General features: G+C 71.2%; 31 protein-coding genes. 13 read left to right on the forward strand and 18 right to left on the reverse strand.

What is annotated here, in order from left to right; translation table 11 throughout:
- Positions 1–13: 13 nt before the first annotated feature.
- The 3 genes from IE275_RS03935 to IE275_RS03945 are packed head-to-tail and all read right to left on the reverse strand — an operon-like array spanning position 14 to position 2218.
- Entirely contained in the window at positions 14–511 is a 498-nt protein-coding gene (locus IE275_RS03935; RefSeq protein ID WP_189707553.1) for a hypothetical protein, read from the reverse strand.
- A 4-nt stretch (positions 512–515) separates the two neighbouring features.
- A complete protein-coding gene (locus tag IE275_RS03940) occupies positions 516–1658 on the reverse strand; it encodes a hypothetical protein (RefSeq protein WP_189707555.1) in 1143 nt (380 codons plus the stop codon).
- Positions 1658–2218, reverse strand: coding sequence for a hypothetical protein (locus tag IE275_RS03945; protein WP_189707557.1), 561 nt, complete (start codon positions 2216–2218; stop codon positions 1658–1660). Before IE275_RS03945 ends, IE275_RS03940 begins: the two co-directional genes overlap by 1 nt.
- Positions 2219–2567: 349 nt before the next feature.
- On the opposite strand from IE275_RS03945, the gene IE275_RS03950 reads away from it, so the two are divergent.
- Entirely contained in the window at positions 2568–4106 is a 1539-nt protein-coding gene (locus IE275_RS03950; RefSeq protein ID WP_229870088.1) for an ABC transporter substrate-binding protein, read from the forward strand.
- Between the two features lie 110 nt (positions 4107–4216).
- Positions 4217–4627, forward strand: a complete 411-nt coding sequence (locus tag IE275_RS03955) for an ATP-binding protein (protein ID WP_189707561.1) — start codon at positions 4217–4219, stop codon at positions 4625–4627.
- A gap of 18 nt (positions 4628–4645) precedes the next feature.
- Here the strand turns inward: IE275_RS03955 and IE275_RS03960 are convergent, their stop codons facing one another.
- The 4 genes from IE275_RS03960 to IE275_RS03975 form a co-directional block, all read right to left on the reverse strand.
- Positions 4646–5419 carry a TetR/AcrR family transcriptional regulator gene (locus IE275_RS03960; RefSeq protein WP_189707564.1) on the reverse strand — a complete coding sequence of 258 codons (774 nt, stop codon included), beginning with the start codon at positions 5417–5419 and terminating at the stop codon, positions 4646–4648.
- Positions 5420–5429: 10 nt separating this feature from the next.
- Positions 5430–5948: a thiol-disulfide oxidoreductase DCC family protein gene (locus IE275_RS03965; protein ID WP_189707566.1), complete on the reverse strand. Its 519-nt coding sequence runs from the start codon at positions 5946–5948 to the stop codon at positions 5430–5432.
- A complete protein-coding gene (locus tag IE275_RS03970) occupies positions 5945–6352 on the reverse strand; it encodes a hypothetical protein (RefSeq protein WP_189707568.1) in 408 nt (135 codons plus the stop codon). The genes IE275_RS03965 and IE275_RS03970 overlap by 4 nt, the downstream gene beginning before the upstream one ends.
- A gap of 137 nt (positions 6353–6489) precedes the next feature.
- Positions 6490–6900, reverse strand: a complete 411-nt coding sequence (locus IE275_RS03975) for a VOC family protein (protein ID WP_189707569.1) — start codon at positions 6898–6900, stop codon at positions 6490–6492.
- A gap of 160 nt (positions 6901–7060) precedes the next feature.
- On the opposite strand from IE275_RS03975, the gene IE275_RS03980 reads away from it, so the two are divergent.
- Positions 7061–8005 (forward strand): hypothetical protein, encoded by a 945-nt coding sequence (locus tag IE275_RS03980; protein ID WP_189707571.1) that lies wholly within the window; start codon positions 7061–7063, stop codon positions 8003–8005.
- On the opposite strand, the gene IE275_RS03985 is transcribed toward IE275_RS03980, so the two are convergent.
- The 9 genes from IE275_RS03985 to IE275_RS04025 all read right to left on the reverse strand — a co-directional run bounded on the left by IE275_RS03985 (position 7943) and on the right by IE275_RS04025 (position 14770).
- Positions 7943–8635 carry a hypothetical protein gene (locus tag IE275_RS03985; RefSeq protein WP_189707573.1) on the reverse strand — a complete coding sequence of 231 codons (693 nt, stop codon included), beginning with the start codon at positions 8633–8635 and terminating at the stop codon, positions 7943–7945. The genes IE275_RS03980 and IE275_RS03985 overlap by 63 nt on opposite strands.
- Before the next feature lie 54 nt (positions 8636–8689).
- Positions 8690–9019: a hypothetical protein gene (locus IE275_RS03990; protein WP_189707575.1), complete on the reverse strand. Its 330-nt coding sequence runs from the start codon at positions 9017–9019 to the stop codon at positions 8690–8692.
- Positions 9020–9027: 8 nt separating this feature from the next.
- Positions 9028–9585 carry a hypothetical protein gene (locus IE275_RS03995; protein ID WP_189707577.1) on the reverse strand — a complete coding sequence of 186 codons (558 nt, stop codon included), beginning with the start codon at positions 9583–9585 and terminating at the stop codon, positions 9028–9030.
- A 138-nt stretch (positions 9586–9723) separates the two neighbouring features.
- Entirely contained in the window at positions 9724–10344 is a 621-nt protein-coding gene (locus tag IE275_RS04000; protein WP_189707579.1) for a Uma2 family endonuclease, read from the reverse strand.
- A gap of 153 nt (positions 10345–10497) precedes the next feature.
- Positions 10498–11259 carry a succinate dehydrogenase iron-sulfur subunit gene (locus tag IE275_RS04005; protein WP_189707581.1) on the reverse strand — a complete coding sequence of 254 codons (762 nt, stop codon included), beginning with the start codon at positions 11257–11259 and terminating at the stop codon, positions 10498–10500.
- Positions 11259–13013: a succinate dehydrogenase flavoprotein subunit gene (gene sdhA, locus IE275_RS04010; RefSeq protein WP_189707583.1), complete on the reverse strand. Its 1755-nt coding sequence runs from the start codon at positions 13011–13013 to the stop codon at positions 11259–11261. Before sdhA ends, IE275_RS04005 begins: the two co-directional genes overlap by 1 nt.
- 19 nt (positions 13014–13032) lie before the next feature.
- Complete coding sequence (locus tag IE275_RS04015) at positions 13033–13515, reverse strand: succinate dehydrogenase hydrophobic membrane anchor subunit (RefSeq protein ID WP_189707585.1); 483 nt, start codon at positions 13513–13515, stop codon at positions 13033–13035.
- A 5-nt stretch (positions 13516–13520) separates the two neighbouring features.
- Positions 13521–13901, reverse strand: coding sequence for a succinate dehydrogenase, cytochrome b556 subunit (gene sdhC, locus IE275_RS04020; protein ID WP_189707587.1), 381 nt, complete (start codon positions 13899–13901; stop codon positions 13521–13523).
- 329 nt (positions 13902–14230) lie between these two features.
- Positions 14231–14770 (reverse strand): 2-oxo-4-hydroxy-4-carboxy-5-ureidoimidazoline decarboxylase, encoded by a 540-nt coding sequence (locus tag IE275_RS04025; RefSeq protein ID WP_189707589.1) that lies wholly within the window; start codon positions 14768–14770, stop codon positions 14231–14233.
- Positions 14771–14936: 166 nt separating this feature from the next.
- Between IE275_RS04025 and IE275_RS04030 the strand changes: the two genes are divergently transcribed.
- Positions 14937–16598 (forward strand): beta-N-acetylhexosaminidase, encoded by a 1662-nt coding sequence (locus tag IE275_RS04030; RefSeq protein WP_373299165.1) that lies wholly within the window; start codon positions 14937–14939, stop codon positions 16596–16598.
- A 139-nt stretch (positions 16599–16737) separates the two neighbouring features.
- Positions 16738–17295, forward strand: coding sequence for a hypothetical protein (locus tag IE275_RS04035; RefSeq protein ID WP_189707593.1), 558 nt, complete (start codon positions 16738–16740; stop codon positions 17293–17295).
- 184 nt (positions 17296–17479) lie between these two features.
- Here the strand turns inward: IE275_RS04035 and IE275_RS04040 are convergent, their stop codons facing one another.
- Positions 17480–17938, reverse strand: a complete 459-nt coding sequence (locus IE275_RS04040; RefSeq protein ID WP_189707595.1) for a DUF1877 domain-containing protein — start codon at positions 17936–17938, stop codon at positions 17480–17482.
- A 172-nt stretch (positions 17939–18110) separates the two neighbouring features.
- On the opposite strand from IE275_RS04040, the gene IE275_RS04045 reads away from it, so the two are divergent.
- The 5 genes from IE275_RS04045 to IE275_RS04065 all read left to right on the forward strand — a co-directional run bounded on the left by IE275_RS04045 (position 18111) and on the right by IE275_RS04065 (position 22692).
- Positions 18111–18524 (forward strand): hypothetical protein, encoded by a 414-nt coding sequence (locus IE275_RS04045; protein WP_229870089.1) that lies wholly within the window; start codon positions 18111–18113, stop codon positions 18522–18524.
- A gap of 161 nt (positions 18525–18685) precedes the next feature.
- The gene (locus IE275_RS04050) at positions 18686–19294 is read left to right on the forward strand and encodes an RNA polymerase sigma factor (protein WP_189707597.1); all 609 of its coding nucleotides are present in this window, start codon (positions 18686–18688) and stop codon (positions 19292–19294) included.
- A gap of 78 nt (positions 19295–19372) precedes the next feature.
- The gene (locus IE275_RS04055) at positions 19373–20122 is read left to right on the forward strand and encodes a hypothetical protein (protein WP_189707599.1); all 750 of its coding nucleotides are present in this window, start codon (positions 19373–19375) and stop codon (positions 20120–20122) included.
- Between the two features lie 396 nt (positions 20123–20518).
- Entirely contained in the window at positions 20519–21178 is a 660-nt protein-coding gene (locus IE275_RS04060) for an RNA polymerase sigma factor (protein ID WP_189707601.1), read from the forward strand.
- Entirely contained in the window at positions 21178–22692 is a 1515-nt protein-coding gene (locus IE275_RS04065) for a hypothetical protein (protein ID WP_189707603.1), read from the forward strand. Before IE275_RS04060 ends, IE275_RS04065 begins: the two co-directional genes overlap by 1 nt.
- Before the next feature lie 256 nt (positions 22693–22948).
- Here the strand turns inward: IE275_RS04065 and IE275_RS04070 are convergent, their stop codons facing one another.
- Positions 22949–23803 carry a L,D-transpeptidase family protein gene (locus IE275_RS04070; RefSeq protein WP_189707605.1) on the reverse strand — a complete coding sequence of 285 codons (855 nt, stop codon included), beginning with the start codon at positions 23801–23803 and terminating at the stop codon, positions 22949–22951.
- A 113-nt stretch (positions 23804–23916) separates the two neighbouring features.
- Here IE275_RS04070 and IE275_RS04075 point away from each other — a divergent pair, with 113 nt between their 5' ends.
- The 3 genes from IE275_RS04075 (at position 23917) to leuE (ending at position 26873) form a co-directional block, all read left to right on the forward strand.
- Complete coding sequence (locus tag IE275_RS04075) at positions 23917–25497, forward strand: acyl-CoA mutase large subunit family protein (protein ID WP_189707607.1); 1581 nt, start codon at positions 23917–23919, stop codon at positions 25495–25497.
- A 68-nt stretch (positions 25498–25565) separates the two neighbouring features.
- On the forward strand, positions 25566–26165 hold the full coding sequence (locus tag IE275_RS04080) for a Uma2 family endonuclease (RefSeq protein ID WP_229870090.1): 600 nt from the start codon (positions 25566–25568) through the stop codon (positions 26163–26165).
- 60 nt (positions 26166–26225) lie between these two features.
- Complete coding sequence (gene leuE / locus IE275_RS04085; RefSeq protein ID WP_189707609.1) at positions 26226–26873, forward strand: leucine efflux protein LeuE; 648 nt, start codon at positions 26226–26228, stop codon at positions 26871–26873.
- Positions 26874–26877: the final 4 nt, after the last annotated feature.

Raw genomic sequence — 26877 nt, forward strand, 5'->3', positions numbered from 1 at the left:
CGGGCCGGCCCGCTCACTTCTCCAGCTGGAGGCGGAACTTCGCGCAGATGTCGGGATCGTCGTCCTCGTAGAGGAAGGTGCGCTCGGCGTCGGCGGCGACGGAGAGCGAGTCGAGGGTGTCGCCGTCCAGGAACAGCTTCGGTTCGGTGAGCCGCAGGCCGACCCGCGGTGTTCCGCCGGTTCCGGCACCCGGGTCGAACCCCCAGGTGCCGGAACCGTCGAAGGTGTCGCCCAGTTCGCTCCGGTACCAGTCGCCCGTCGGCCAGTCGCGCACGGTGACCTTGCCCTTCCCGCTGCCGTCCGAGGGCCCGAGGGTGATCGTCGCGCCTTCGGCGTCCTGGGCGCCGACGTAGGTCCCCGGCAGGTCCGCGGAGCTGATCCCGCTCGTGTCCCGCGGCATGCAGGTCTCCGGGGTGCCGGAGGAGCACCCGCCCAGGGGCAGCAGCAGCAGAGGCACCGCCAGGGCCGCCACGGCGCGCGGCCGCCCGCCGGAAGGAACGTTCGGGATCACGGGACTACTTCTCCTTCGCCGGAATGCGCTCGGTCCAGACGATCTCCTGGTCCACGGAGGAGAAGACCCCCTCTTCACGGTTGGTCTTCTCGAGCCAGTCGTAGTAACCGATGAAGTGCAGGAACGATTCGTTGCTGGTGGTGTTGTGGAGCTTGTACTCGACGACCAGGGAGCCGTCGGGATCCTCGCCCTTGACCGTGTAGTTGAGGTTGTAGGAGCCGGTGAACGCCTCGCCCAGATGGTCCTCGTCCCCCGTGACGATCGCCGGGAGGTCCGTGGTGAAGAGCTTCCCCAGGGCCCCCAGCTTGCCGCCTTCCGAGATCGAGTACGCCACATCGCCCGTGGGCTGCCCCGTGGACCTCCACTGCTCGACGGTGTCGAGCCGCAGCTGCTTCATGCTGTCGCTGGACCGGATCAGCTCGGTCATCTCATCGCCGTAGTAGTACTCGCGGTGCCGGGCACCGTCGCCGGAGACCCAGTCCCAGCCGAGTGAGTACGGGTCGTCCGAACTGCCCGCCGGATACGGGTTCTTGCCCTGGAGCGCGAGGTCCAGCGCGTTGTACTCCTCGTGCCCGATGCGGTTCGTGGAGTTGATGTCCGTGAACTTCGGGTCGTCGTTGAACCACGCGCCCAGCCCGAGGTCCGAGGTCAGGCTGAAGGACAGGTTCCGGTCGGCCGCGACACCACGCCGCAGAATCTCGGCGATCTCGCGCTGGGCGTCCGCGATGGCCTTCTTGTCGGTGTCTCCGGAGTCGACCTTGCACTCGCCGTCGGTGACGTTCGTGGACACGACACCGTCGGAGCCGACGTACAGCCCCTGTTCGGCGGCCCGCCGGGCGGCGTCCTTCAGGTCCTTCTGGGCGGCCTTCAGCTCGCCCGCCGCGTCCTCGACGACCTTCCGAGCGGCATCCGCCACGGCCGTGGCGTCGTCGAGCTGCCGCTCGATGTCGTCGATCATCCGCCAGGCGTACGGGGCCGCCGCCCCCTCCCAGTAGCCCTTGTTCCGCAACGGGACGAGGACGTCGTCGTACATGCGCTTGCCCAGCCCGTGGATCGACTTGTGGATGCTCTCCCAGCGGTCCGCGAGGCTGTCCAGGACGGTCAGGTCCGCGCCCAGGAGTGCTGTGTAGAACGGCTCGTCGGCCATCAGAAGTCCTCCAGCGCCGACCGGACCTGAACCTGCTTCACCGACTCGTCCACGCCCTGATCGGTGGTCGTGTACGTGTGGTCGGCCGAACGCAGACTCTCCGCGATGTGCGCCAGCCAGCCCGTGACCGTGCCGGCCTGCCGCTCCCACTGACGGTGCGCCAGCCGGACCGCGCGGGCCGACTCGAAGCCCGCCAGCGCGCCGATCGCCTTCAGGGACGGCTCCTCCAGCGTCGCGGCCGGCTTGTAGAAGTCGTCGTAGATCCCGTCCACCTGCCCGGCCGCCGCCTTCAGCACCGACTCGGCGATGCGCAGCTTCGGCCCCGCCGGGACACCCTGCTGCCCCGGCGGCACGAGCAGCCCCGGCGGCGGGTCGTCGAGACCGCGCGGTCCGAGCAGCTGACGGTCCAGCGGGTCGACGTAACTGTCGGCGGGCGGTGCCTGATAGGACCCCTCGAACCCCGGCAGTACCTTGTGCCGCTCCATCTCGTCCGGCGACAGCGGCAGCTTCGAGGGCTCGGGGAGCTTGTCGTCCCCCACGCCCGTCTTTTCCTCACTCATGAGCAGTCCCCCGACCGCCCGGCCGCCGACGCGACCGGTGTCTTGCGCATCTGTTTCTTCTGTTTCTTCCGTCGCTTTCTCCCTTGCAGGTTATCCGCTGACGGCCGGGGATGATCGCGGCGGGGTTCGGGAGCCCGTCTCCGCCCGCCGGAGAACCTGAGAAGAAGCTGTGAAACTCGGTCGAAACACGGCGTCGGTAAGTTCTTTCTCAACTCATCAGAATTCCCTTCCCTCCGTCGAAACGCGTGTGATTGGGTGAGCCGCGCCACCAAGGGGAGTGGCTTTCTGTGCAATGCCGGGCCCTTTTGTGTGCCCGGGGAGGGCAGGCATCACCATGCGATCGGTTCGCATGCGGATTCTGGTGACATTGCTCGTTCTCGCCGTGATCGGCGTGGGCGCCTGGCAGCTGCTGCCGTCGCAGCAGGACAGCGACGCCACCATCACCGTCGGCACCACCGACACCGTCACCTCACTCGACCCGGCCGGCGCCTATGACGCGGGTTCCTGGGCCCTGTTCAGCAACGTCTTCCAGTCCCTGCTGACGTACGAGCCGGGCGGCGTCTCGCCCGTGCCGGACGCGGCCAGGAGCTGCTCCTTCGTCAAGGGCGGGCTGACGACGTACACCTGCGCGCTGCGCGACGACCTCACCTTTCCCAGCGGCACCGAGGTGACCGCCCAGGACGTGAAGTACTCCTTCGACCGGGTCAAGAAGATCGACTCGGAAGTCGGCCCCGCCTCCCTGTTCTCCACCCTGAAGTCGGTGGACGCGAAAGGGCTGACCGTCACCTTCCATCTGTCGTCGCCGGACGCCACCTTCCCGTTCAAGGTGGCCACCGGGGCCGGTTCGATCGTCGACCCCACCCGCTACCCGGCCGACGCCCTGCGCAGCGGCGACGGCGTCGACGGCACCGGACCGTACGAACTGACCGGATACACCAAGGGCAAGAAGGTCGACCTGGCCCCCAACTCCCGCTACCACGGCGCGGTGAACACCGGCGCGCCCGTCGAGCTGCGCTACTTCTCCGACCCCGACGCGCTGAACAAGGCGTGGCAGGCCAAGGAGATCGACGTGGCCACGCGCCAGCTGCCGCCCTCGGTCCTCGCGGCCCTGAACGCCAGCGACCCCGACCAGCGCGTCACCGAGGCCGACAGCTCCGAGACCCGCAACCTGTACTTCAACACCCGCGCCGGCTCCCCGCTGCACGCCACGGACGTCCGCAGGGCGATGGCCTGGCTGATCGACCGCGAGCAGCTCGCCGCGACCGTGTACGACGGCACCGTGGAGCCGCTGTACTCGCTCATCCCGACCGGTCTCACCGGCCACACCACCTCGTTCTTCGACACCTACCCCGACCAGAACTCCGAGAAGGCGCGGCGGCTCCTGGAACAGGCCGGCGTCAGCATCCCGGTGACCTTCACCTACGGCTACGGGCTGGGCAGCGGCGCCGCCGAGGCCGAGGCCAAGGAGCTGAAGCGGCAGCTGGAGGCCGGCGGCCTGTTCAAGGTGAACGTCAAGGGCTACGAGTGGACCGACTTCCAGAAGCGCTGGGCGGGCGGCAAGCTCGACGCGTACGCCGTCGGCTGGGTCGCCGACTACCCGGACCCGGACACCTTCGCGGGCCCGCTCGTCGGCACCGGCTCCACCATGAACACCGGGTACAGCAGCGGCGCCGTCGACCGGTACATCAAGGACAGTCAGCAGTACGCCGACCGCGCCCGGGTCTCCGACGACTTCCGCTCCCTCCAGCAGGTCGTCGCCGACGACGTGCCGGTCGTCCCGCTGTGGCAGCGCAAGGAGTACGTCGTCTCCGTCCCGGACGTCGGCGGCGGCCAGTACCTGGCGGACGGCAACGGCGTGTTCCGGCTGTGGAGGCTGGACTGGATCTGAGCGTCCGCCGTGTCCCATCTCGCGGACCGGGGGCATGCGCCTCCGTGAGACGGGGCAGTCACCCGACGCAGCACGCTGTGACGGAGGTGTGCCCGGGTTGAGGAGGCGACGTGCTGAGACGCAACTCCTTCCGGCTGCCCCGGCATCCGGCCGCGGTCGGTCTCGCCCGGCGCCGGGTGCGGGACCACCTGGCCGACTGGGGGCACGGCCCGGACGACCGGGCGCTGGCCGACGCGGTCCTCGTCGTGTCCGAGCTGGCCACCAACGTCGTACGGCACGGGCCGCTGCTGGAGCGGGAGTTCGAGGTGGCCGTGACGGCCCTCGCCGACGGGTCCTGTCTGATCGAGGTCTCGGACGAGGGCCGGCTCGAACCCCGGCTGCGGGTCGTCGGCGAGTGGGAGGAACACGGCCGCGGTCTGCACATGGTGGAGCACATCGCCACCGCGTGGGGCGTGTGGAGCAGGGGCCGCCACGGCAAGACCGTCTGGGCCCTGATCGCGACGCCGTCCCCCGCGTCCTGAACGCCCGGTGCCCGTGCCCTACTTCTCGTTCTTCCTGTTCTTGCGGCCTGGATCCGGCAGGGCGTTGGTCATGCCCGGCAGGAAGTCGGTGAACAGTTCGTGGATCTCCAGGACGAGGGGCCGCAGCACCCGGAAGCGGGCCAGTGAGACGCCGCGCGCGGTGAGCCGGGCACCGCGTTCGGCGAGCCGGTAGCTGCGCTCGCGGCCCTCCGTACGGTCGTAGATCCAGTACATGACGAGGCCCATCTGGGAGAGCCACATCAACTCGGGCAGCACCTCCCGCAGTTCCTCCGGCACCTTCGCCTTCGAGCCCGCGAGCACCTCCTTGTGGACGGCGATGGCCTCCACGCGCGCGTGCTCCGACTCGGCGGAGAAGGGGCTGAGCGGGCTGTCCGGGTCGGCGGCGTTCTTGAAGAACTGCACCGCGAACTCGTGGTACGGCTTCGCCACGTCCAGCCAGGCCCGCAGCACGCCCGCCATGCGTGCCTCCAGGCCGGTCTCCTGGGCCAGGATGTCGCGGACCGCCTCGCGGTGTTCGGCGGCGAGGCGGTCGTAGAAGCCCTGGATCAGCCATTCCTTGCCGGCGAAGTAGTAGTAGGCGTTCCCTACGGAGACGCCGGCCTCCTTGGCGATGGCCCGCATGGTCGTCTTGTCGTAGCCGCGCTCCTGGAACAGCCGCATCGCCGTCTCCAGGATCAGGGCGCGGGTCTGTTCCGACTTGGACGCGGGCGACGCGTCGTGGGGGTCGGTCGGGGGAGCGGCCTCGGCGGGGCCGTCGTTGTTGGCGGACACGGACGAGAGCCTAACCAGTGGAGCAGGTCCCGTCGGCACAGGTGGGCGGGGTGTGCGTCCAGCCCTGGCGCGGGTCGTAGGACCAGCCGTCCGCGCTGCGGTACGTGCCCCCGCCCCACTGCTGGTTCCCGGCCCGTGCCCCGCGCCACCGGGCGGCCGCCAGGACCGCGCCCTTGGCCAGCTTCGCCCCGGCGGGGGTGCTCAGCCGGTGGGCGAGGGGGCGGTGCTCGCGCAGCGCCCACAGGGTGACGATCCAGGCGGCGGCGCCCCGGTAGATCTGGCCCGCGTCGCCGACGACGGTGATCTCCTCCAGGGTGGCGCGGTGGTCGAGACCGGGGAAGCGGTCCCGCGCCCGGGCGGACCCGGCCGGGATCGGCTCCAGCGGCACCAGCTGCGGCTGACGGGTCAGCCAGTCGCGGACGAAGGTGCACAGCGCGCAGTCGGCGTCGTAGAGGACGGTGAGCCGGCGGACCGGGACGCGCGCCGCGTCCCGGTCCGGGGTGTCCTGCGAGGCGGCCACGGTGCTCACGCCCGGGCCGACGGGGCGGCCCAGCCCTGCGGGGCGACCGGCGGGACCTGCTCCCGCTCCATGACCCCGCGCCGCCTGATCCGGTTGAGCACGTACACGTTGCCCAGGTGCATCACACCGAGCACCAGCAGCACCACGCCGAGCTTGGTCGACAGGGCCTCGAAGACACCGCGGGTGTCCTCGATGGTCCCGTCGTCGCTCAGATAGAGGGCGACGAAGCCGAGGTTGACGAGGTAGAAGCCGACCACCAGGAGGTGGTTGACGGCGTCGGCGAGCTTCTCGTTGCCCTGGAGCACATCGGCCAGGAAGATCCGGCCGTTGCGGCTGAGAGTCCGCGCGACCCAGACGGTCAGCGCGATGCTGACGGCCAGGTAGATGACGTAGGCGATGACCGTACGGTCCATGTTCCCCACCCTTTCGTGAACGCGCACGCGAACCCGGTCGCGTACTTGAACACGTTCAAATCGCTGTCATGGATGACTGTAGCCCTGCTTTTGAACGTGTTCAACTCGCGTGCGGCGAGGAGTGGATGGGACGTGCGTCACGGTCTGCGCCCGAGCTCCGGCCGCTTGGTGTAGTCCGTGAACCCCAGGACGTTCCCCCAGGGGTCGGCGATCTCGACGGTCCACCCGGTCGCCACGGAGAACGGCACGTCGAGCGGGGGAACCCCGGCCTCGGCCAGCCGCCGCGCCACCGCCCGCGCGTCCGGCACCTCCAGCCACATCCGGGGCGAGGGCCACGGCGGAGGCCGACGCCCCAGTCCGTCCTCCTGCCTGAGCAGGATCCCGGGCGTCTCGCCCCCCACCCTCAACGACGCGATCCCGGCCTCGTCGAACCGGAACGCGGCCGTGAACCCGGCCCGCAGATAGAAACCCATCGCCTCGTCGAGATCCCCGACGGGCAGCAGGATGTTGTCGAATCCGAGCAGTTCGTGCGACTGGTCATCTGACATGCGATCAGATTACGGCTATTTCATTCTGAATCGGTCGTTTTCGGTGGCGTCCTCTCCTGCACAAGAAGCAACCGTTCGCCTCCCCCGTCGCAGGTCCGGACGTCATAATGGAGTCGTCGAGAGACGCAAGAGACGGACGGGGCGCGGGGGAGGCGGCTGCGTGCGGCGGCTTCTGACAGTCGGTCTCCTGCCGGGCGGGCTCGTCGTCGTCTGTCTGTGGGCGCTGGTTCGGGCGGGGAGTTTCACCGGCGTCGGCGACTGGAGCCGGGTCGCCCCGAGAGACCATCAGGACATGGCCGTGACGGTCGTCGTGCTCGTGTCGGGGACGTTGCTGCTCACGGCGCTCCTTCAGCCTTTCCAGGTCCGGGCCGTGCGCGTGCTGGAGGGCTACTGGGACCGGTGGCCGATGACGTCGGGGCCGGCCGGTGTGCTGATCGAGGTACAGCGGCGGCGCTGGGAGGCGGTGCGCGGGCAGGCCGAGCGTCCGGCGCCCGACGCCGCCGCGCGCAGGGTTCGCGCGGACGCCAGACGCAGGCTCGCAGCCACGCCCTCCGTGGACGTTCTGCTGCCGACCGCCCTGGGCAACGCCCTGCGCGCGGGCGAACTCAGCGCGGGCGAACGCTACGGTCTGTCCACGCTCGCCTCCTGGCCACGGATCTACATGCAGGTCTCGGACCGCATGTCCGACACGCTGCGGTCGGCGAGGGACGCGCTCGACTCGGCGGTCAACCTCTGCTGGAGCCTGCTCGCGACAGCCGTCCTCCTGGTGGTCGCCGGGTACGACGAGTCCGGTCTGCGATGGCTGGCCGCCGGTGCGCTGCTGCTCGCCGCCGTGGCCTACAAGGGCGCCGTGATCGTGGCGCAGGCCTACTCGGGCTTGATGCACGTGGTGTACGACCTGCACCGGTTCGACCTGCTGGACGCGTTGCACCATCCGCTGCCGGCCGACGACGAGACCGAACGGGACGCCTTCGAGGAGGCCACGGCACGGTTCGCGGGGCGGGCGCTCCGCCCCCTCGTCTACGACCACACCCGCGAGCGCTCACACGCGGACGATGCCGACCACCGCGCACACGCCGAGGACATGGACCGTCAGACCGACTGACGGATCCACCACCTTCGCGGGCGGGGCGCCCGTCTCGACGACACGGGTCAGCACGGTTCCGGACGCGTGCACGTTCACCCATCGGTCCCGCGGAACGGTCATCCGTATGTGGCCGGCGAACGCCGTGACGTGAACCGTGTCCCGTTCGTACTCGCCCGTGGCCGTCAGATCGGCTCGCAGTTCACCGAGTACGGCACGCAGAACGAGGGTCTTCCCCATCGGCCGGGGCGCGGCGATACGGCCCGACGTCAGGACCCGGGTCCAGCTCGACCGGAGTTCCCCGCCGGAGGCACCCCACAGCAGAGCGGCTCCGCAGAGGGCGAGGAGCCCGGGCAGAGCGAGGTCCATGACAGTGCCCGTACCCAGATGCCCGGATCGCACCAGTCCGGCGACGGCGATCGACGCGAGGACCAGGGGCCCGATGAGCGAAGCCGCGGGCAGGGCCGACCGCAGCAGGTTGACCACGGCGAGCCCCAACAGCATCCAGGGCCACCACCGGGCGCCGAACTCGATTGCGGCGCGCGCCCGGTGCACGGAGTCACCGACGAGGTAGCAGCCGAGGATCACGGCCGGCAGGCCGACGCGAACCCGGGCGCGCGAGCCGCGCGTACCCTCCTCGCCGCCTGCCATCGCCGCCTTCCGCCCAGGGCTCCTGCGGGCCCGGGAGGCGACCGCGGCGTCATGTTAGTCCGGCGTGCCCGAGGCGGCCTCGCCAAGGGGCGGCTCACCGAGCCTCTTACGGCACTCGCGCTCCCACACAAGGGCTTCGTCCACGTCGTCGCAGGTGATGAGGAGCGCGGCTCGCACCGGGCGAAGGGGACAGGCCGGCACCATGTGCCGGACCTCGTTCGTCGGGTACCTGCGCAGGAAGCGGTTCAATTGGTCGACGGTGCCCGCGAGGGCGGCTTCCAGGCCGCTCCTGTCCCCCGCGGGACCGGCGAACTCCGCTCCACATCCGGGGCATCCGGGCTGCCACTCAGGTGCGACACCGGGCAGGACCGTTTCGTACAGCATCAGCTCTCCTAATCGGACCGTTTACTGGCCATGAGGGCTCTGATCCACAGGCCTTCCAGCGCGGTCGCGGCCAGCACCATCGCACCGGCGACCCAGCGCCAGGGCTGCTGCTTTCCGTCGTCGGGCGGAGCCAGCGCACACGCCACCCCGAGTCCGAGCAGCAGCACCCCGAGGTTGAAGCAGTTGACCGAGTAGTTGGCGAACTTCACGTAGCGCTTGTGGGCGACGCGCTGTATGCGCGCGAATTCCCGGTCGCGGACGGTGGGGTCGGTGCTCTGCCAGCCCGGCCGATGACCGATCCGTTCCTCGACGTCTTTGATGGTGAAGGCGAACTGGCGGGCGTAGTAGTTGAGCTGAATCGCGGCGATCAGAACCAGGGAACTGCCCGTGAGCATGAGGAGGGTCAGTCCCGGGAGAAGGAATGCCGTGTCCGCGCCCGCCACCACGCCGGCCAGGGAGAGGGACGCGGCGGTGAACAGTGGCGCCGCGATGAAGAAGGCGTCCTTCATCGCCGATTCTCGACCGTACGACGCGGGCGGTATCTCGCTGTCGGACCTGTCCCCCATGGCACCCCCTCCGGCCTACGGTGCTCCGCCCATGCCGCAGTGTGCGGGTGGAAGGATCCACTCCGGAGGAGCGGAAACCGGCCAAAACGCCTGAGGGCCCTGTGTCCGAAGGGGCGGAAACAGCGGAGCCGCCCCGCCTCAGTCGCTCGCCTTCGGCCGTCCCGCCGTGAGGATCTCCGTCACGTCCAGGGTGACCTTGGCGCCGATCGAGTCGGGAAGAGTGACGATCTCGCCGGGGGCGTGCGGACGGTGGTTCTCGTACGTGTCTCCGACGGGCTCGGTGAGCACGTGGAGGCGCTGGTGCTTGCGGTCGACGACGACGTAGACCGGAATCTTCGCCTCGGCGTACGCGGCGACCTTGGTCCTCAGGTCGTTCTTCCAGTTCTTGGAGGTGACCTCCAGGACGAGACGGAAGCACGCCGGGTCGTACGCGTTGTTCTCGATGAGGTGGTCGTCGATGTCGGCGTCCACCACCGCGAGGTCGGGAATGGCGTAGTCCTCGAGGTCCGTGGGCAGCCAGAGGCCGATGCCTCGGAGCACTTCGGTTTCCTCGCCGTGCAGGCCTGCCGCGAGGAAGGGGATCATGAGGCCCGTCAGCGCGCGAGCGTGGGGCACATCCGGGGACGGGGTCACGAGGAGATTTCCTCCGATGATCTCGACGCGGTAGCCCGGGTGGCGCTCCATGATCTCGTCGGCGATCGCCGTGAGGGTGACCGGCTCCTCGTCGTCGAAGGGCTGCTCGACGGCTGCAGCGGACATCGCGTGCCTCCTGTGGGCGGGTGCCGAGGCCATCATCGTAGGCAGGGTGCCGCCCCCGCGTCCCGTACAGCCACGTTCACCCGATCGTGGCCGGGTAACGCCCGAGGGCCCCGTTCCAGCCGGAACGGGGCCCTCGTGGACGTGCCGAGGAGATCAGAAGCGGCGCGTGATCAGCGCTCGCTTCACCTCCTGGATCGCCTTGGTGACCTCGATGCCGCGCGGGCAGGCGTCCGTGCAGTTGAAGGTCGTGCGGCAGCGCCAGACGCCGTCGCGGTCGTTCAGGATCTCCAGGCGCTGCTCGCCGGCCTCGTCGCGCGAGTCGAAGATGAAGCGGTGCGCGTTGACGATGGCGGCCGGGCCGAAGTACTGGCCGTCGTTCCAGAAGACCGGGCAGGACGACGTGCACGCGGCGCACAGGATGCACTTCGTGGTGTCGTCGAACCGCTCGCGGTCCTCGGCCGACTGGAGACGCTCACGCGTCGGCTCGTTCGTCTCCTTGGTGATCAGGAACGGCATGACGTCCCGGTACGCCTGGAAGAACGGCTCCATGTCGACGACCAGGTCCTTCAGGACCGTCAGGCCCTTGATGGGCTCGACCGTGATCGGCTTCTCGGGGTTGATGTCCTTGATCAGCGTCTTGCACGCCAGGCGGTTCTTGCCGTTGATCCGCATCGCGTCCGAGCCGCAGATGCCGTGGGCGCAGGAGCGGCGGAAGGTCAGCGTGCCGTCGACGTCCCACTTGATCTTGTGGAGGCCGTCGAGGACGCGCTCCTTGGGGTCGATCTCCAGCTGGAAGTCTTCCCAGGTCGCCTCGCCCGAGACCTCCGGGTTGAAGCGGCGGACGCGGAAGGTGACGGTGATGTACGGGGAGGCCGCGGCCTCCGCCTCGACCTTGTCCAGAACGGGGGTTGCCATCAGTACTTACGCTCCATCGGCTGGTAGCGGGTCTGGACGACCGGCTTGTAGTCGAGACGGACGGTCTCGCTGCCGTCGTCGCCGACCTCGCGGTACGCCATGGTGTGGCGCATGAAGTTGACGTCGTCGCGGTTGGGGTAGTCCTCGCGGTAGTGGCCGCCGCGGGACTCCTTGCGCGCCAGGGCGGAGACCGCCATGACCTCGGCCAGGTCGAGCAGGTTGCCCAGCTCGATGGCTTCCAGCAGGTCCGTGTTGAACCGCCGGCCCTTGTCCTGGATCGAGACGTTCCGGTAGCGCTCGCGCAGCTCGGCGATCTTCTCGACCGCCGTCTTGATCGTCTGCTCGGTGCGGAAGACCATGACGTTGGCGTCCATGGTCTCCTGGAGCTCCTTGCGGATGGTCGCCACGCGCTCGGTGCCCGTGGAGGACCGCAGGTTCTCCACCTGGTCGATCACCTGCTGCGCCGGGTTCTCCGGCAGCTCGACGTACTCCGCCTTCTGGGAGTAGTCGGCGGCGGCGATGCCCGCGCGGCGGCCGAACACGTTGATGTCCAGCAGGGAGTTCGTGCCGAGGCGGTTGGCGCCGTGCACGGAGACGCAGGCGACCTCGCCGGCCGCGTACAGGCCCGGGACGACCGTGGTGTTGTCCGACAGGACCTCACCCTCGACGTTCGTCGGGATGCCGCCCATCGCGTAGTGCGCGGTGGGCTGGATCGGGATCGGGTCCGTGTAGGGCTCGATGCCGAGGTAGGTGCGCGCGAACTCCGTGATGTCGGGCAGCTTGGCGTCCAGCTGCTCCGGCGGGAGGTGCGTGAGGTCGAGGTAGACGTGGTCGCCCTCGGGACCGCAGCCGCGGCCCTCACGGATCTCCGTGTAGATGGAGCGGGACACGACGTCACGGGACGCGAGGTCCTTCATGACCGGCGCGTACTTCTCCATGAAGCGCTCGCCGTCCTTGTTGCGGAGGATGCCGCCCTCACCGCGGGCGCCCTCCGTCAGCAGGATGCCCATGCGCCAGATGCCGGTCGGGTGGAACTGGAAGAACTCCATGTCCTCCAGCGGCAGACCGCGGCGGTAGACGGCCGCCTGGCCGTCACCGGTCAGCGTGTGCGCGTTCGACGTCACCTTGAAGAACTTGCCGGTGCCGCCGGACGCGTAGATCACGGCCTTCGCCTGGAAGACGTGGATCTCGCCGGTGGCCAGCTCGTAGGCGACCACACCGGCGGACTTCTTGACGCCGTCCACCTCGGTGATCAGCTGGTCGAGGACGTAGAACTCGTTGAAGAACTCCACGCCCTCCTTCACGCAGTTCTGGTACAGCGTCTGGAGGATCATGTGGCCGGTGCGGTCGGCCGCGTAGCAGGACCGGCGGACCGGGGCCTCGCCGTGGTTGCGGCTGTGACCGCCGAAGCGGCGCTGGTCGATGGTGCCGTCCGGGGTGCGGTTGAACGGCAGGCCCATCTTCTCCAGGTCGAGGACGGCGTCGATGGCCTCCTTCGCCAGGATCTCGGCGGCGTCCTGGTCGACCAGGTAGTCACCGCCCTTGACCGTGTCGAAGGTGTGCCACTCCCAGTTGTCCTCCTCCACGTTGGCCAGCGCGGCGGCCATGCCGCCCTGCGCGGCGCCCGTGTGGGAGCGGGTGGGGTACAGCTTGGTCAGGACCGCGGTGCGGCTGCGCTTCGTCGACTCGATGGCCGCACGCATGCCCGCGCCGCCGGCGCCGACGATGACGGTGTCGTACTTGTGGATCTTCATGATTCTCGCAGCCCCGTGCCTAGCGGATGTTCGGGTCGAAGGTGAAGATCACCAGCGTGCCCAGCAGGATGGTGAACACCGTGGCGGTGTAGAGCAGGCCCTTCAGCCACAGCCGGGTGTTCGCGCGCTCCGCGTAGTCGTTGATGACCGTGCGCAGGCCGTTGGCGCCGTGCAGCATGGCGAGCCAGAGCATCAGCAGGTCCCAGACCTGCCAGAACGGGGACGCCCAGCGGCCGGCCACGAAGGCGAAGCCGATCTTCGAGACGCCGCCGTCCAGCACCAGCTGGATCAGCAGGTGCGTGATGACCAGGACGACCAGCAGGACGCCGGAGAGCCGCATGAAGAGCCACGCCGCCATCTCGAAGTTGCCGCGCGTGGTGCGCGGCGTCTTCTTGGTGCGCTTGCGCGGGGCCTCGATGAGGGGCGCCGGGTTGTCCACGTTGTAGACCGAGCCGCCCTCGACGGGGCCGATCCCGGACGCGGTGGTTTCAGTGGTGGCCATCGGTCTCAGCTCCCGAACAGTTCACGAGCGGCGTGGCCGAGGACGGGGTAGATGGCCCCGATCATCAGCGCGAGCCACAGGATGACGACACCCCAGAGCATCTGCTTCTGGTGGCGAGGTCCCTGCGACCAGAAGTCGACGGCGATGACACGCAGGCCGTTGAGCGCGTGGAAGAGAATGGCGGCGACGAGGCCGTACTCCAGCAGCGCGACGACCGGCGTCTTGTACGTGGCTACGACGTTGTCGTAGTCCTCGGGGGAGACACGGACGAGTGCGGTGTCCAGCACGTGAACGAACAGGAAGAAGAAGATGAGGACGCCGGTGACTCGATGAGCCACCCAGGACCACATTCCTTCCCGGCCGCGGTACAGCGTTCCAGCCGGCACGGAAGACCCTCCGGGAGCGGGGATTGGGGCCTGCCGGCTTCGGCGTCGGACGGGCCCGGCCGGGTACGGTCCACCGGCCCCCAGCATCGTAGCGACGCGCTGGCGCTGGGCTTACGCCGGGCCTACCGGTGTGATCAAACTGGCACGCGTATGGGTGAGTGGGGACAAGCATCCGGGGTGGTTTGTGCCGCCGCGCACCGTCTGTGGAGGTGTGGGTCCGGTCGGCCGGCTCTCCGGGCCGTCGTGGCAGGTCCCGGTCGTCGGGGCGGGGGCCTGCCGTCGTGGCAGGTCCTGGCCGTCCCGGCGGTCGGGAGGGGGCTGGACGGGGTCTAGAGGAGCTGGGTCAGCCGCTGCCTGGCGAGGCGGCGGAGTTCTTCCGCCGTGACCACCCGCTCCTCCTCGGGATCGTTTGTCAATCGTGACCGGATTCCGCCCAGGACATGGTCGAGGACCTCGTCCTGGGGTACGCCGTCCAGGCAGATGACGAACACATGTCCGAATCTGGCCTCGTAGGCGGCGTGCGCCGCGCCGAGAGCCGTGTGGGCCGCCTCGTACGTCCCCTCGGGCAGCGTCGGCAGGCACTCCCCGGCCAGCGCCTCCGCCAGATCCCCCGCCGTCAGGTCGTACGCCGCCTCGTCCGACGCGGCGAGGAGCGCCTCGGCCGTCGGGTACGGGCGGTGGTCGGCGATGCGGCGCGCCCAGCGCGGGCTGCGGAGGCAGGCGAGGAGGGCGTGGTGGGCCTCCTCGGAGGGGGCGGTGTTGAAGCCGTCCAGCGGCGGGGCCGGAGAGGTCCGGGTCTGCCCCGGTATGGCGACGCGGCCGGTCGGACGGGAGAGCGGATGCGCAGGCAGCGTGGATCCTCGAGTCACGTGAGGTGTGGCAGGGGATGCAGTGAAAGGTGTGTCGCCACGTTATCGAGAGTGGTCAGCATGTGTACGACGGATGCCCGAATTTCACTCGAACGAGAGAGTTTCGGAACCTGTCGTGGACTTACCCGGCGCGCCGCCTCCGGACGGGGGTCGTACGGTGGGCGGCGTGAGCAGGCACAGGCGCCGGGCGCGCCAGAGGAAGCGGCAGCCACGGGTCGCGCTGCCGGCGCTGATAGCCGGCGGCCTGGTCGCCGCGCTCGGCGTGGGGCTGGGGCTGTACGCCGGGTCGGGCGACGACGGCGAGCCCACCGGGGCACGGGCGGGCCGGGAGACCTCCCAGGGTGCCTCCGACGGCGACGGACCCGCCGCGGGCCCCGCCACTCCGAGCCCCAGCCGCTCCTACGCCCTGTCCACCGCCCCCCGCACCATCCCCGCCGTGAACGCCCACACCCCCGCGCGCGGTCCGGGCTGGCGCCCCGCCGCCGGGCACCGGGTGGTGGTGAGCGACAGCGGCCTCGCCGACGAGGGACGGCTGATCGCCGGGGAACTGGGGCTGACGTACGCGGGGCGGAAGGACGACATCCGCGCCGGTGACCTGCGGCTGGCGCTCAACGACGACGGGGGCGCGAACCCCGAGTCGTACGCCATGACCGTGCGCGGGGGACGGGTCACCATCAGCGGGCCCTCCGACGCCGGCGTGTTCTACGGGACCCGCACCCTCAAGCAGGAGGTGCGCGGCGGGCGGACGGCCCCGGAGGGCGTCGTACGGGACGCGCCGGCCAAGCCGCAGCGCGGGTTCATGCTGGACATCGCCCGCAAGCACTTCACCGCCGGGTGGATCGAGGACCGCGTGCGGGAGCTGGGGGACCTGAAGTTCAACCAGCTCGGCCTGCACTTCTCCGACGACCAGGCCTTCCGGATCCAGTCCGACACCCACCCGGAGATCGTGGCCGGACAGCACCTCACCAAGGCACAGGTGCGGAAGATCGTGCGGCTCGCGGCCCAGCGGCACATCACCGTCGTACCGGAGATCGACTCGCCCGGGCACCTCGGCGCGGTGCTCGCCGCCCATCCCGGGCTCCAGCTGCGCAACGCGAGCGGGGTCGCGACCCGCGGGGCGATCGACATCTCGAAGGAGGACTCCGCGAACCTCCTCGACGACCTGCTCGACGAGTACGCCGACCTGTTCCCCGGCGCGCAGTGGCACCTCGGCGGCGACGAGTACCAGGCGCTCACCGTGGCGAACCCGGCCGCCTCCTACCCGCAGCTCGCCACCGCCGCCCGGGCACGCCACGGCGCCGGCGCGGGCGTCGCCGACCTCGCCACCGGCTGGCTGAACGACCGGGCCGACACCGTCCGCGCCCACGCCCGGACCATGCGGGTGTGGAACGACGGCTTCTTCCGGAACGCGTCCGTGAAGCCCGCCTCCGACCTCGTCGTCGCGTACTGGACCGGCAAGGAGATCGGGGCGCGGGTGCCGACGGACTACCTGGGCGCGGGCCGCAAGGTGCTCAACTACAACGACGAGTACCTGTACTACGTCCTCGGCGAACCGCAGACCTTCGTCTACCCCACGGGGCAGCGGATCTACGAGCGGTGGACCCCGCGGGTGCTGCGCGGCACCACGGCGGTGCCCGCCCGCTACGACGCCCAGATCCTCGGCGGGTCCTTCGCCGTCTGGTGCGACCTCGCCGGCTCCCAGACCCAGGACCAGGTCGCGGCCGGCATCCGGATGCCGCTGCGGGCGACCGCGCAGAAGCTGTGGGACGCCCGGCAGCCGGCACTGTCGTGGACGCGGTTCAGGGCGCTGGCGGCGCAGGTGAGCTGAGCCCCGCCACCTGCGGCTCGGCTCCGATACGGAAACACCCCTTGGCCGAAAATCTTCTCTGTGACACTCTTGCTCCGTCGCGCGCAGTAAGGGGAAGTGTGGGCTCCGTAAGGTCGGCGCCCTGGCGAGGGAGACGTGGATGAGCCTGGTGGAGCTGATCGCTCAGGCCGACGAACGCGGACTGGCTGCCAGTGGGTTGGCTTGTTTGGATCGGTGCGTGCCTCTGCTCGGAGGTGACGACGAGATCCTGCGCCCGCTGTGGGCCAGCCTCGCCGAGGCCGGTCCCGGCGAGTGGGGCGAGGGACTGGCCCAGGCCCGGGGCAAGCTGGAGGCGGACGACGAGGGTGCCGACGCCGGTGAGGCCGCGCGGCTCGCCCGCCGGATGCTCGACGCGGCCCCGCAGGACCGGAACCCCGCCGAGGTGCGGGTGTGGGCGGACGCCTGCTCCGTCGCCTCCCTCCAGATCCACCGCCTCCTCGACCCGGCCGAGGACGCCTCCTCGGTCGACTCCCGCCGCGAGGGCAGCACGGACGGCATGTCACCGCTCGTCGCGGCCGAACTGCGCCGCCAGATCACCGTCCTGGAACTGCTCGCCGGCCACGGCGCGGGCGGCCTGCGCCCGGCCCTGGACGTCTGCACGGAGGGGCGCAGGGTGCTGCGCGCGGTGGTGTCGCGGCGGGCGCGCGGACGTACGTGAGCGGCACGGTCGATGTGACCGGCTGGTCGGCCGCCGACTGCCTCGAGGCGCTGGACCGCGGAACGAGCGGGATGCGGTCCGTGCAAGAACATCTCCGAGGAGAATCTCGCGCTGATCGGCAAGGCCCTCTACCTGGCCTGCGGATACGACGAGCCCAGCTGAGCGGGCGCGGAAAGGGCCGCGCTCACGGCATCAGCCACTTCACCACCGCGTCCCGGTGCAGCGCGGTCGTCCGGTAGAAGGCGGCCAGCTCGTGGTGCGCCTCGGCGAAGGCGGCCCGCGTGCGGGGTTCCTCGCCGGGGCCGCCGTAGCGGGGCAGCAGCTCCGCACGGGCCGGACGCCACAGCGCGTCGAAGTCGGCGGTCGCCAGGAAGGTGGCCACCCGGGCCGTCTGGGCGGCGGTGAGCAGCAGGAACGGCGGCTCCTGCGGGCCCGCCGCGCACACCTGACCGCCACCGAGGACCGCCTGGTCCCCCAGAACGGTGTCCGTGTAGAGGATCTGGTGGTCGGGGCCGGGCCGGCCCAGCACATGCCGCTGGTCCCGCGCGGGGCCGTGGTCGCCGTCGAACAGTTTCCGCAACCAGGTCGCGCTGTTGCGCAGCGCGGGGGGCGGTACGGCGCGTAGGTGGAGGTTCACGTTCATCACTCACAGAGCGCACGGGGGTACGAAAGCGTCACCGGTCATGAGGAGCGCCTGCCCGCCCTGTGACAGGTGACACAGGTGGGACCTGTGATGTTTCGGTGAACCCGCGCGCTGGGGCAGGCGGGGGACCGGATCGCCGTCCCCCGTTCCGACGCCGATGGGAAGGGACTCCATGGATGACGCGGGTGGGATGAGAGCCTGCGCCGCCGCCTTCGTCGCGACGGCGACCACGCGCCACCGGCGGCTGCCCCTCGACTACTCCGTCGCCAGTCTGCGTGTCGTCGACTTCCTGATCGACGGCCTGCGCAAGGGCGGCGCCGACCGGCAGCGGGCCCACGACACCCTCGTGGGGCTGGGCGCGTACGTCGGTGAGGTGCTGGTGCGGCGCGCGGGCGCGGTCTGGGTGGACCTCGACGACCGCCAGCGCGCCTGGTCCGGCCAGCCGGTCGGGGTGCGGATGCCGGACGGGCGGGTCTGGAACCCGCTGGGCAAGGTCGTCAACCGCTTCGAGTCGGGCGCCCCCGAGGAGTCCCTGCGCACCTTCTATCTGACCCTGCACGGCCGCGCCCGCCGGGTGGTGGCCTGACCGCCCGGGTCACGGCGCGGCCGCCCGGCGGAGCGGCGGCACGCTGTGACGATTCCGCGCGCCCCGGCGCTGATGAGCGTGGGGACATGACCGTGTCCGGACCCGACGGCCGGCGGGCAGGCCGCGGACCCGCAGGGAACTCCGCACGAACGAGGACAGTCTTGGGCCAGGGAGGGGAACCCCGGCGCGTACAGGCGTACGACGGGGAACTGGGCGCGGCCGTGGCACGGGCCCAGGACGGTGACGAGACCGCGTTCGCCGTCGCGTACCGGCTCGTGCAGCCGGGGCTGCTCGGCTATCTGCGCGGGATCGTCGGCGACGACGCCGAGGACGTGGCCTCCGACGCCTGGCTGGAGATAGCCCGGGATCTCGGGCGGTTCAAGGGCGACGGCGCGGGCTTCCGCGGCTGGACGGCGACCATCGCCCGGCACCGGGCCCTGGACCATCTGCGCCGGATGCGGGTACGGCCCCGGGCGGCCGCCACGGAGCAGGACGTGCTCGACCTGCCCGGCCCGCACAGCACCCACGACCAGGCCCTGGAGTCCCTCTCCACCGAGCACGCGCTGGAACTGGTGCGCGGGCTGCCCCGGGACCAGGCGGAGGCCGTGCTGCTGCGGGTCGTCGTGGGGCTCGACGGGCCCGCCGCGGCCCGCGTCCTGGGCAAACGCCCCGGCGCGGTGCGCACGGCCGCGCACCGGGGCCTGAAACGCCTGGCCCGTCAGCTGGGTGTGACGGATGACGGACCCCGCGCGCTGGGGGAGTCGGAATGAACGGCCACGGCCGCGGACTGTATGGATCGGTGGCGGTGACCGCGGGAGTGTACGCACGGGACAGAGACGGAAACGGACATGGGTGAACGGCTGAACGACACGGGTGAACCGGGCCGTCGGCGCGCGCACCCGGCCGGCCCGGCCTCGCACCCGGCGGGTCGGGACTTCGACCCGGTGGTGGAGGTGCTGCTCGCCGGGGCCCTGCGCGAGCCCGCCGCCGGCCCGGAGGCGGGCGGCGAGGGAGAGGCGCGGGCGGTGGCCGCCTTCCGGGCCGCCCGGGACACCGGCGCGCACCACTCGGCCCGGACCCGGCGACGCGACGACTGGCGGCCCCGGACCCGGCGGACCGCCGCGCACCCGCTGCGGGCGACGGTCTTCGCCCTGATCGGGAGCCTCGCGCTGGGCGGGGTCGCGTTCGCCGCGATCGGGTCCTCGTCCTCCACCGACGACGACCGGGACGCGGGCCGTCCCCGGCAGTCGGCGAGCACCTCCGAGGCGACGTCCGCCGCGCCCTCGCCCACCGCGTCCGCGGACGGCCCGGCGCGGCGCGAGCGGCCCGTGACCGCCAAGGACACCGCGGCCCACTGCCGGGCGTACGAGCGGGTGCGGGGCCGGGGCAGGGCGATGGACTCCACGGCCTGGCAGCGGCTGGTGACGGCGGCGGGCGGCGAGGAGAACGTCACCGCGTACTGCGCGGAGCTGACCGCGTCGGCCTCCGCGTCCGCCTCCGCACAGGAATCGGAATCGGCCGGGAACGGCAAGGCCAAGGGCGGCGGCAACGGGCAGGCCACCCCGAAGGCCGGCGGGAGCAACGGAAAAGGCCAGTAACGGCTTGCTCTGACGATCCCTCGGACGGACCCCCGGCAGGCTCTGTGACGTGCTGCCAAAGCAACGGCCGGGGCCGCCACCCCCCACAGGAGAGGCCCCGGCCGTCGCGCGGCACGGGCCGCGCGGCGACCCGTACTTCCTACAGCGCCATGAGTGCGTTTTCTGTCACACCCCCGGACGCGCCCCCGGACACGCCCCGGACACACCCTCCGACCGGCAATCTCGCATCACGAGTTAGTTGCATGTTCTACGGACATGGACGACTGGCGGTTTCAGGTCGTAACGTGCCTTTCGCGCCGGACGGCCAAAGCGGCATGACCACCGCGACGACCAGCGCTACCACCGCAAGGACCAGCGGTCCCGAGACCGCCAACCATCGACCGAGGACACCACGACGTGGGGGACGACGCGGAGCTGACAGCCGCGGTGCTCGCGGCACAGCACGGGGACGAGAGCGCGTTCCGGGCTGTGTACCGCACGGTGCACCCGCGCCTGCTCGGGTACGTACGCACGCTCGTCGGCGACCTCGACGCCGAGGACGTCGCCTCCGAGTCCTGGCTCCAGATCGCCCGTGACCTCGAACGGTTCAGCGGTGACGCCGACCGCTTCCGCGGCTGGGCCGCCCGGATCGCCCGCAACCGCGCGCTCGACCACATACGCATGCGCGGGCGGCGCCCCGCGATCGGCGGCGACGAGACCGAGCTGACCGGGCGGGCCGCCGAGTCCGACACCGCCGGCGAGGCCATCGAGGCACTCGCCACCGGCCGCACCCTCGACCTCATCGCCCGGCTGCCGCAGGACCAGGCGGAGGCCGTCGTCCTGCGGGTCGTGATGGGCCTGGACGCCAAGACCGCCGCCGAGACGCTCGGCAAACGGCCCGGTGCCGTGCGCACGGCCGCGCACCGCGGTCTGAAGAAGCTCGCGGAACTGCTCGGCGACGACCCGGAGACGGCCGGAGTGCTCGACGCGCTGCCGCCCCAGCGAGATCCGCGCTCGCGCGCGGTGACGTCCGCGAGTGTGACGCATGCGCGCACCCGGACGCAGAAGGACATGTGATGGCCGACAAGCAGGACAGGTGGCTCGACCGCGAGACGGCGGAGCGTCTGCTGCGCGGCGACGCACCCGACGACGCCCTCGGCCCCACGGCCTCCGAAACCACTCGTGACCAGGCCGAACGCCTCGCCAGAACCCTGTCAGCCCTGTCCTCCCTGTCCGCCTTGTCCGCCCTCGCCCCCCTTGCCCCGGCGCCCTCGGCCGACGACGGGGAACTCGTGGGCGAGGCGGCGGCCCTGGCGGCCTTCCGCGAGACCCGCGCGGCACGCGAGGCGCGGGCCGGCGCGGAGATCCTGGCCGCCGGTGAGGCACCGGTCGCCGATGAGGCGCGCGCGTCCGGCGGTGCCGTCGGTGAGGCGGCGGCGCTCGCCGCGTTCCGCCGGGCCCGTACGGCCGACGCGGCCCACGCCACCGCCGGGACCCGCGCCGCCGACGAGGCCCTCGACACCCGAGGCGCCCGAGCCGCCCACGAGGCGCACGCCACCGACGAGCTCTTCGACCTCCGCGCCGCGCGCGAGCCGCACGCCGCCGACGGCCGCCGGTCCGCCGGCGAGACCGTTCCCGCCGGCGAGCGCCTCGCCTCCGTGGCCATCCCCCGCCCCCGTGCCGCGCACGCGTCCGACGCCGGCGTGGTGCGGATCGGCGGACGGCCCCCGGGGACCGGTGCGGCAAAGCGCCGCGCCCGCTCCCGCTGGAGCCGGCCCGCGCGGCTCGGGCTGGTCGCCGCGCTCGCCGTGGGCATGGTCGGCGGGGTCGCGGTGGTGGCCGGTACCGGTGTGCTGCCGGGCCCCTTCGGCGGTGGCGAGCCGGCCACGCCCGCGGCATCCGTCTCGGCGCCCGCGAGCCCGGAGCGGCTCGTCTCCCCCGAGCCGGACGTCTCCGGTGAGAACGTGGGCCCCGAGACGCCCGAGGCCGGCGGGAGCACCGGCGGCACCGGCGCCGAGGCGCCCGGGGACGCGAACGCCGACGACGACGCCTCCGCCGCCCCCGACGGCAAGGGCACCTGGCCGAACGGAGTGACCTCGTCCTGCCGTGACCTGAGCGCCGGCCGGACGCTGGACGCCGAGCGCCGCCGGACCCTGGAGCGCCTGGCGGGCGGCTGGTCACGGGTGCGGACGTACTGCGCGGACGTCCTCAAGGACACCAGGGGCCGCACCGACTTCCGTGGTGACACCCGCGGCGGCGGCAAGAACACGTCCGACCGGGACGGCCGGGGCGGGTACACCCGCGACGACCGCCAGGGCGACGACGACTCCGGTGGCCAGGACGGCCGATCCGGCCACGGCGGCAAGAACGACGGAAACGACGGAAACGACGGGGACGACGGGAACGACGGCCGGGACGGCGACGACGGCGACAGCCACCACGGCGGCCACGGCGACGGTCGGCACGGCGACGGTCGCCACGGTGGCCACGACAGCGGCCACGACGGCCGCTCCCACGGCGGGAACAGCCACCGGACGGACGGCGCCGCCGCCCCCCGGCAGGCGTCCGGCGGCCACCGACCGTCCCACTGACCGTCCCCCCGACCCGCCCCGCGACCCGCCACCTGGCCCCTCCCGCGGACGCCCCCGCCCCGCCCCGTTCCCCTCGCGGAAACTTTTTCCGCGACGGGTGTGACGTTTTCGGAGGCCGGGGCGCAGTAACAAGTGAGCCGACTGGTCATCGGCCCTCGCACTGAGCCGGGGTTCCCCCCGTACCGACGGCTCGTGCACCTGGCGCGGGCGGGACACGTTCCCCCGGTCCCGCTCGCGCCCCGAACTTCTCACCGTCTCACCAGGACACGACGACCTTGTCGCCGTTCCTCACCTGCGCGAAGAGATCCGCGATCGCCGCCTCGTCCCGGATGTTCACACAGCCGTGCGAGGCGCCGCCGTAGCCCCGGGCCGCGAAGTCGGCCGAGTAGTGCACCGCCTGGCCGCCGCTGAAGAACATCGCGTACGGCATCGGCGAGTCGTAGAGCGTGGACACATGGTGGCGGGACTTCCAGTACACCTGGAACACGCCCTCCCGCGTGGGCGTGTACTGCGAGCCGAAGCGGACCGACACCGTCGACACGGTCCGCCCGTCGATCATCCAGCGCAGGGTGCGGCTGGTCTTGTCGATGCACAGCACCCGTCCGGTCAGACACCGCGGGTCGGGCGCCGCGGCCGGCTGGCCGCCCATCAGATACAGCTCCCACTGCCCCGGTTCACGGGTCATCCGCACCAGCCGCTGCCAGGTGACGGTGTCCGTCCGCCCGGTACGCGGCAGCCCGCGCTTGCCCTGGAACCCCTTCACCGCCTGCTCGGTGGCCGCGCCGTACGTCCCCGTCGGCCCCTCGAAGAGCCACGCGACCTGCCGCAGCCGGGCCTGGAGTTCGCGGACGCCCCGCCCCGAGTCGCCCGGGGACCACAGGACGGCGGGGGCGGGGGACGGTGTGGCGCGGGGGGTGGGGGACCCGCTCGGCTGCTTGTCGTCGGCCCGCGTGCCCGGTGCCGGGGTGGGGGCCCGTGACATCCCGTCGACGTCGCTCCGGACGGGCGGGCGCGCCCCGCCGTCCGCCTCCCGCGCCTGCACGGTACAGCCGCACACCGTTGCCAGGGCCGCCGTGCCGGCCAGGGCGGTGATCGATCTCCGCATCCGCATGCCAGAGATGTTCCCCCCGGATGACGCCGCGCGAACGGACCGGCATGGTGGTGAACGGGACGGAAACAGGTCGGGCCCCACAGCCGGGCCACTCGGCGGGAGGCATCACACCCATGGCGCGTGAGTCGGAGTCGGGACTGCCCATCGAGCCGGTCTACGGGCCGGACGCCCTGGAGGGCTGGGACCCCGCGCAGAAGCTGGGCGAACCGGGCGCGTACCCCTTCACCCGGGGCGTGTACCCGTCGATGTACACCGGCCGCCCGTGGACCATGCGCCAGTACGCCGGCTTCGGCACGGCGGTGGAGTCCAACGCCCGCTACCGGCAGCTGATCGCCCACGGCACGACGGGACTGTCGGTCGCCTTCGACCTGCCCACCCAGATGGGCCACGACTCCGATGCCCCGATCGCGCACGGCGAGGTCGGCAAGGTGGGCGTCGCCATCGACTCCCTCGACGACATGCGGGTGCTGTTCGACGGGATCCCGCTGGACCAGGTCTCGACGTCGATGACCATCAACGCGCCCGCGGCGCTGCTGCTCCTGCTGTACCAACTGGTCGCGGAGGAGCAGGGCGTCGGCGCGGACCGGCTGACCGGCACGATCCAGAACGACGTGCTGAAGGAGTACATCGCGCGCGGGACGTACATCTTCCCGCCGAAGCCGTCCCTGCGGCTGATCGCCGACATCTTCAAGTACTGCAACGCGGAGATCCCGAGGTGGAACACCATCTCGATCTCCGGCTACCACATGGCGGAGGCCGGCGCGTCCCCCGCGCAGGAGATCGCGTTCACCCTGGCGGACGGTATCGAGTACGTCCGTACGGCGGTCTCGGCCGGTATGGACGTCGACGATTTCGCCCCGCGCCTGTCCTTCTTCTTCGTGGCGCGGACGACCCTCCTCGAAGAGGTCGCGAAGTTCCGTGCGGCCCGCCGGATCTGGGCGCGGGTGATGAGGGAGGAGTTCGGCGCGCGGAACCCCAAGTCGCTGATGCTGCGGTTCCACACGCAGACGGCGGGCGTGCAGCTGACGGCCCAGCAGCCGGAGGTCAACCTGGTCCGGGTCGCGGTCCAGGGCCTCGCCGCGGTCCTCGGCGGCACCCAGTCCCTGCACACGAACTCCTTCGACGAGGCGATCGCGCTGCCGACGGACAAGAGCGCGCGGCTCGCCCTCCGTACGCAGCAGGTCCTGGCCTACGAGACGGACGTGACGGCGACGGTCGACCCGTTCGCGGGCTCGTACGTCGTCGAGCGGATGACCGACGACGTCGAGGCGGCCGCGGTCGCGCTGATGCGCAGGGTCGAGGACCTGGGCGGCGCGGTCGCCGCGATCGAGCACGGTTTCCAGAAGAGCGAGATCGAGCACAGCGCCTACCGCATCGCCCAGGAGACGGACGCGGGCGAGCGGGTCGTGGTCGGCGTCAACCGCTTCCGGCTCGACGCGGAGGAGCCGTACGAGCCGCTGCGCGTCGACCCCGCCATCGAGGCCCGGCAGGCGGAGCGGCTGGCCCGGCTCCGGGCGGAGCGGGACCAGGGGGCGGTCGACGCGGCCCTGGCCGCCCTGAAGAAGGCGGCGGAGGGTGAGGACAACGTCCTGTACCCGATGAAGGAGGCGCTGAGGGCGCGGGCGACGGTGGGGGAGGTGTGCGGTGCCCTTCGGGCGGTGTGGGGGACCTATGTGCCGTCGGATGCATTCTGAGCTGGGCTGTTCCTTCGAACGAGTGAACTGACGCGGAGACTGCGCGCCCCCGGTTACGCTCGTGAAGAGTGACCCCCGAAAAGGAGGATGCCGTGGCCGCAGTGCAACACGAGCTGACGTTGAGCGAAGCCGCCGACCAGCTTTCCCGTGCACTGCCTGGGCACCGCGTGGAGATTCTCCAGGGGAGGCTCACTGTGACACCGCCGCCGGACGGCTCGCACGGCCTGTCGCTGACAAAGCTCTGTAGGGCGTTCGAACGTGCTGGTATCGAGGGAAGCGGGGCCGAATGGGTCCAGGGCGTCGGTCTGTGGCTGCCCACACTGCCCGAGGACTTCGCCATCCCCGACCTCTCCGTCGTCGACGAGGACTTCCGTGACGCTCACGTCACGAAGAACTACTACGCCCCGAACGTCTTCCGTCTGGTCGTGGAGGTGACGTCGTCGAACTGGTCCGACGACCTCGGTCCCAAGGTCGAGTGCTACGCCCAGGCCGGCATCCCGGGCTACCTCGTCGCGGACCGGAAGCATGACGAGGTCCTCCTGTACACGGACCCGGTCGACGGCGCGTACGGCGACCCGGAGCGGTTCAAGCGCGGCCAGTCCGTCGCCCTTCCCGGGGCGATCGGCTTCAAGGTCACCTTCGATGTGGACACGCTTCTCGACGGCTGATCGTGCCACCCCTCGAGACCCGGAACCGGAGTGTCGCACCCCCGTGCGACACTCCTTTCCATGTTCGGCGTCATCGATCTCCCCACCTATCTCGCAGGTCTGGTCCTCATCGTCCTGCTTCCCGGCCCCAACTCCCTGTACGTCCTCTCGGTCGCCGCCCGGCGTGGCACCAGGGCCGGATATACGGCCGCCGCCGGGGTCTGGTGCGGGGACACCGCGCTGATGACGCTCTCCGCCGCCGGCGTCGCCTCGCTGCTCCAGGGCAACGCCGTGCTGTTCGGGATCGTGAAGTACGCGGGCGCCGGGTATCTGACCTGGCTGGCCATCGGGATGCTGCGGGCCGCCTTGGGGATGTGGCGCACCCGGCGGGAGCGGATGCTCCAGGAGACCGGGGAAGCCGTCTCCGACGAGCGGCCCTTCCGGCGGGCCCTGGTCATCAGCCTCTTCAACCCCAAGGCGATCCTGTTCTTCGTCGCCTTCTTCGTGCAGTTCGTCGACCCGGGGTACGCCTACCCGGCGCTGTCCTTCGTCGTGCTCGGCGCGTTCGCGCAGCTCGCGAGCTTCCTGTACCTCAGCGCCCTGATATTCAGCGGGACGAAGCTGGCCACGGCCTTCCAGCGGCGGAAGCGGCTGGCGGCGGGGGCCACCTCGGCCGCGGGGGCGCTGTTCCTCGGGTTCGCCGTGAAGCTGACCCTGGCGAGCGCCTGACGCC

The organism is Streptomyces phaeofaciens, assembly GCF_014648915.1.
Lineage (GTDB): Bacteria > Actinomycetota > Actinomycetes > Streptomycetales > Streptomycetaceae > Streptomyces > Streptomyces phaeofaciens.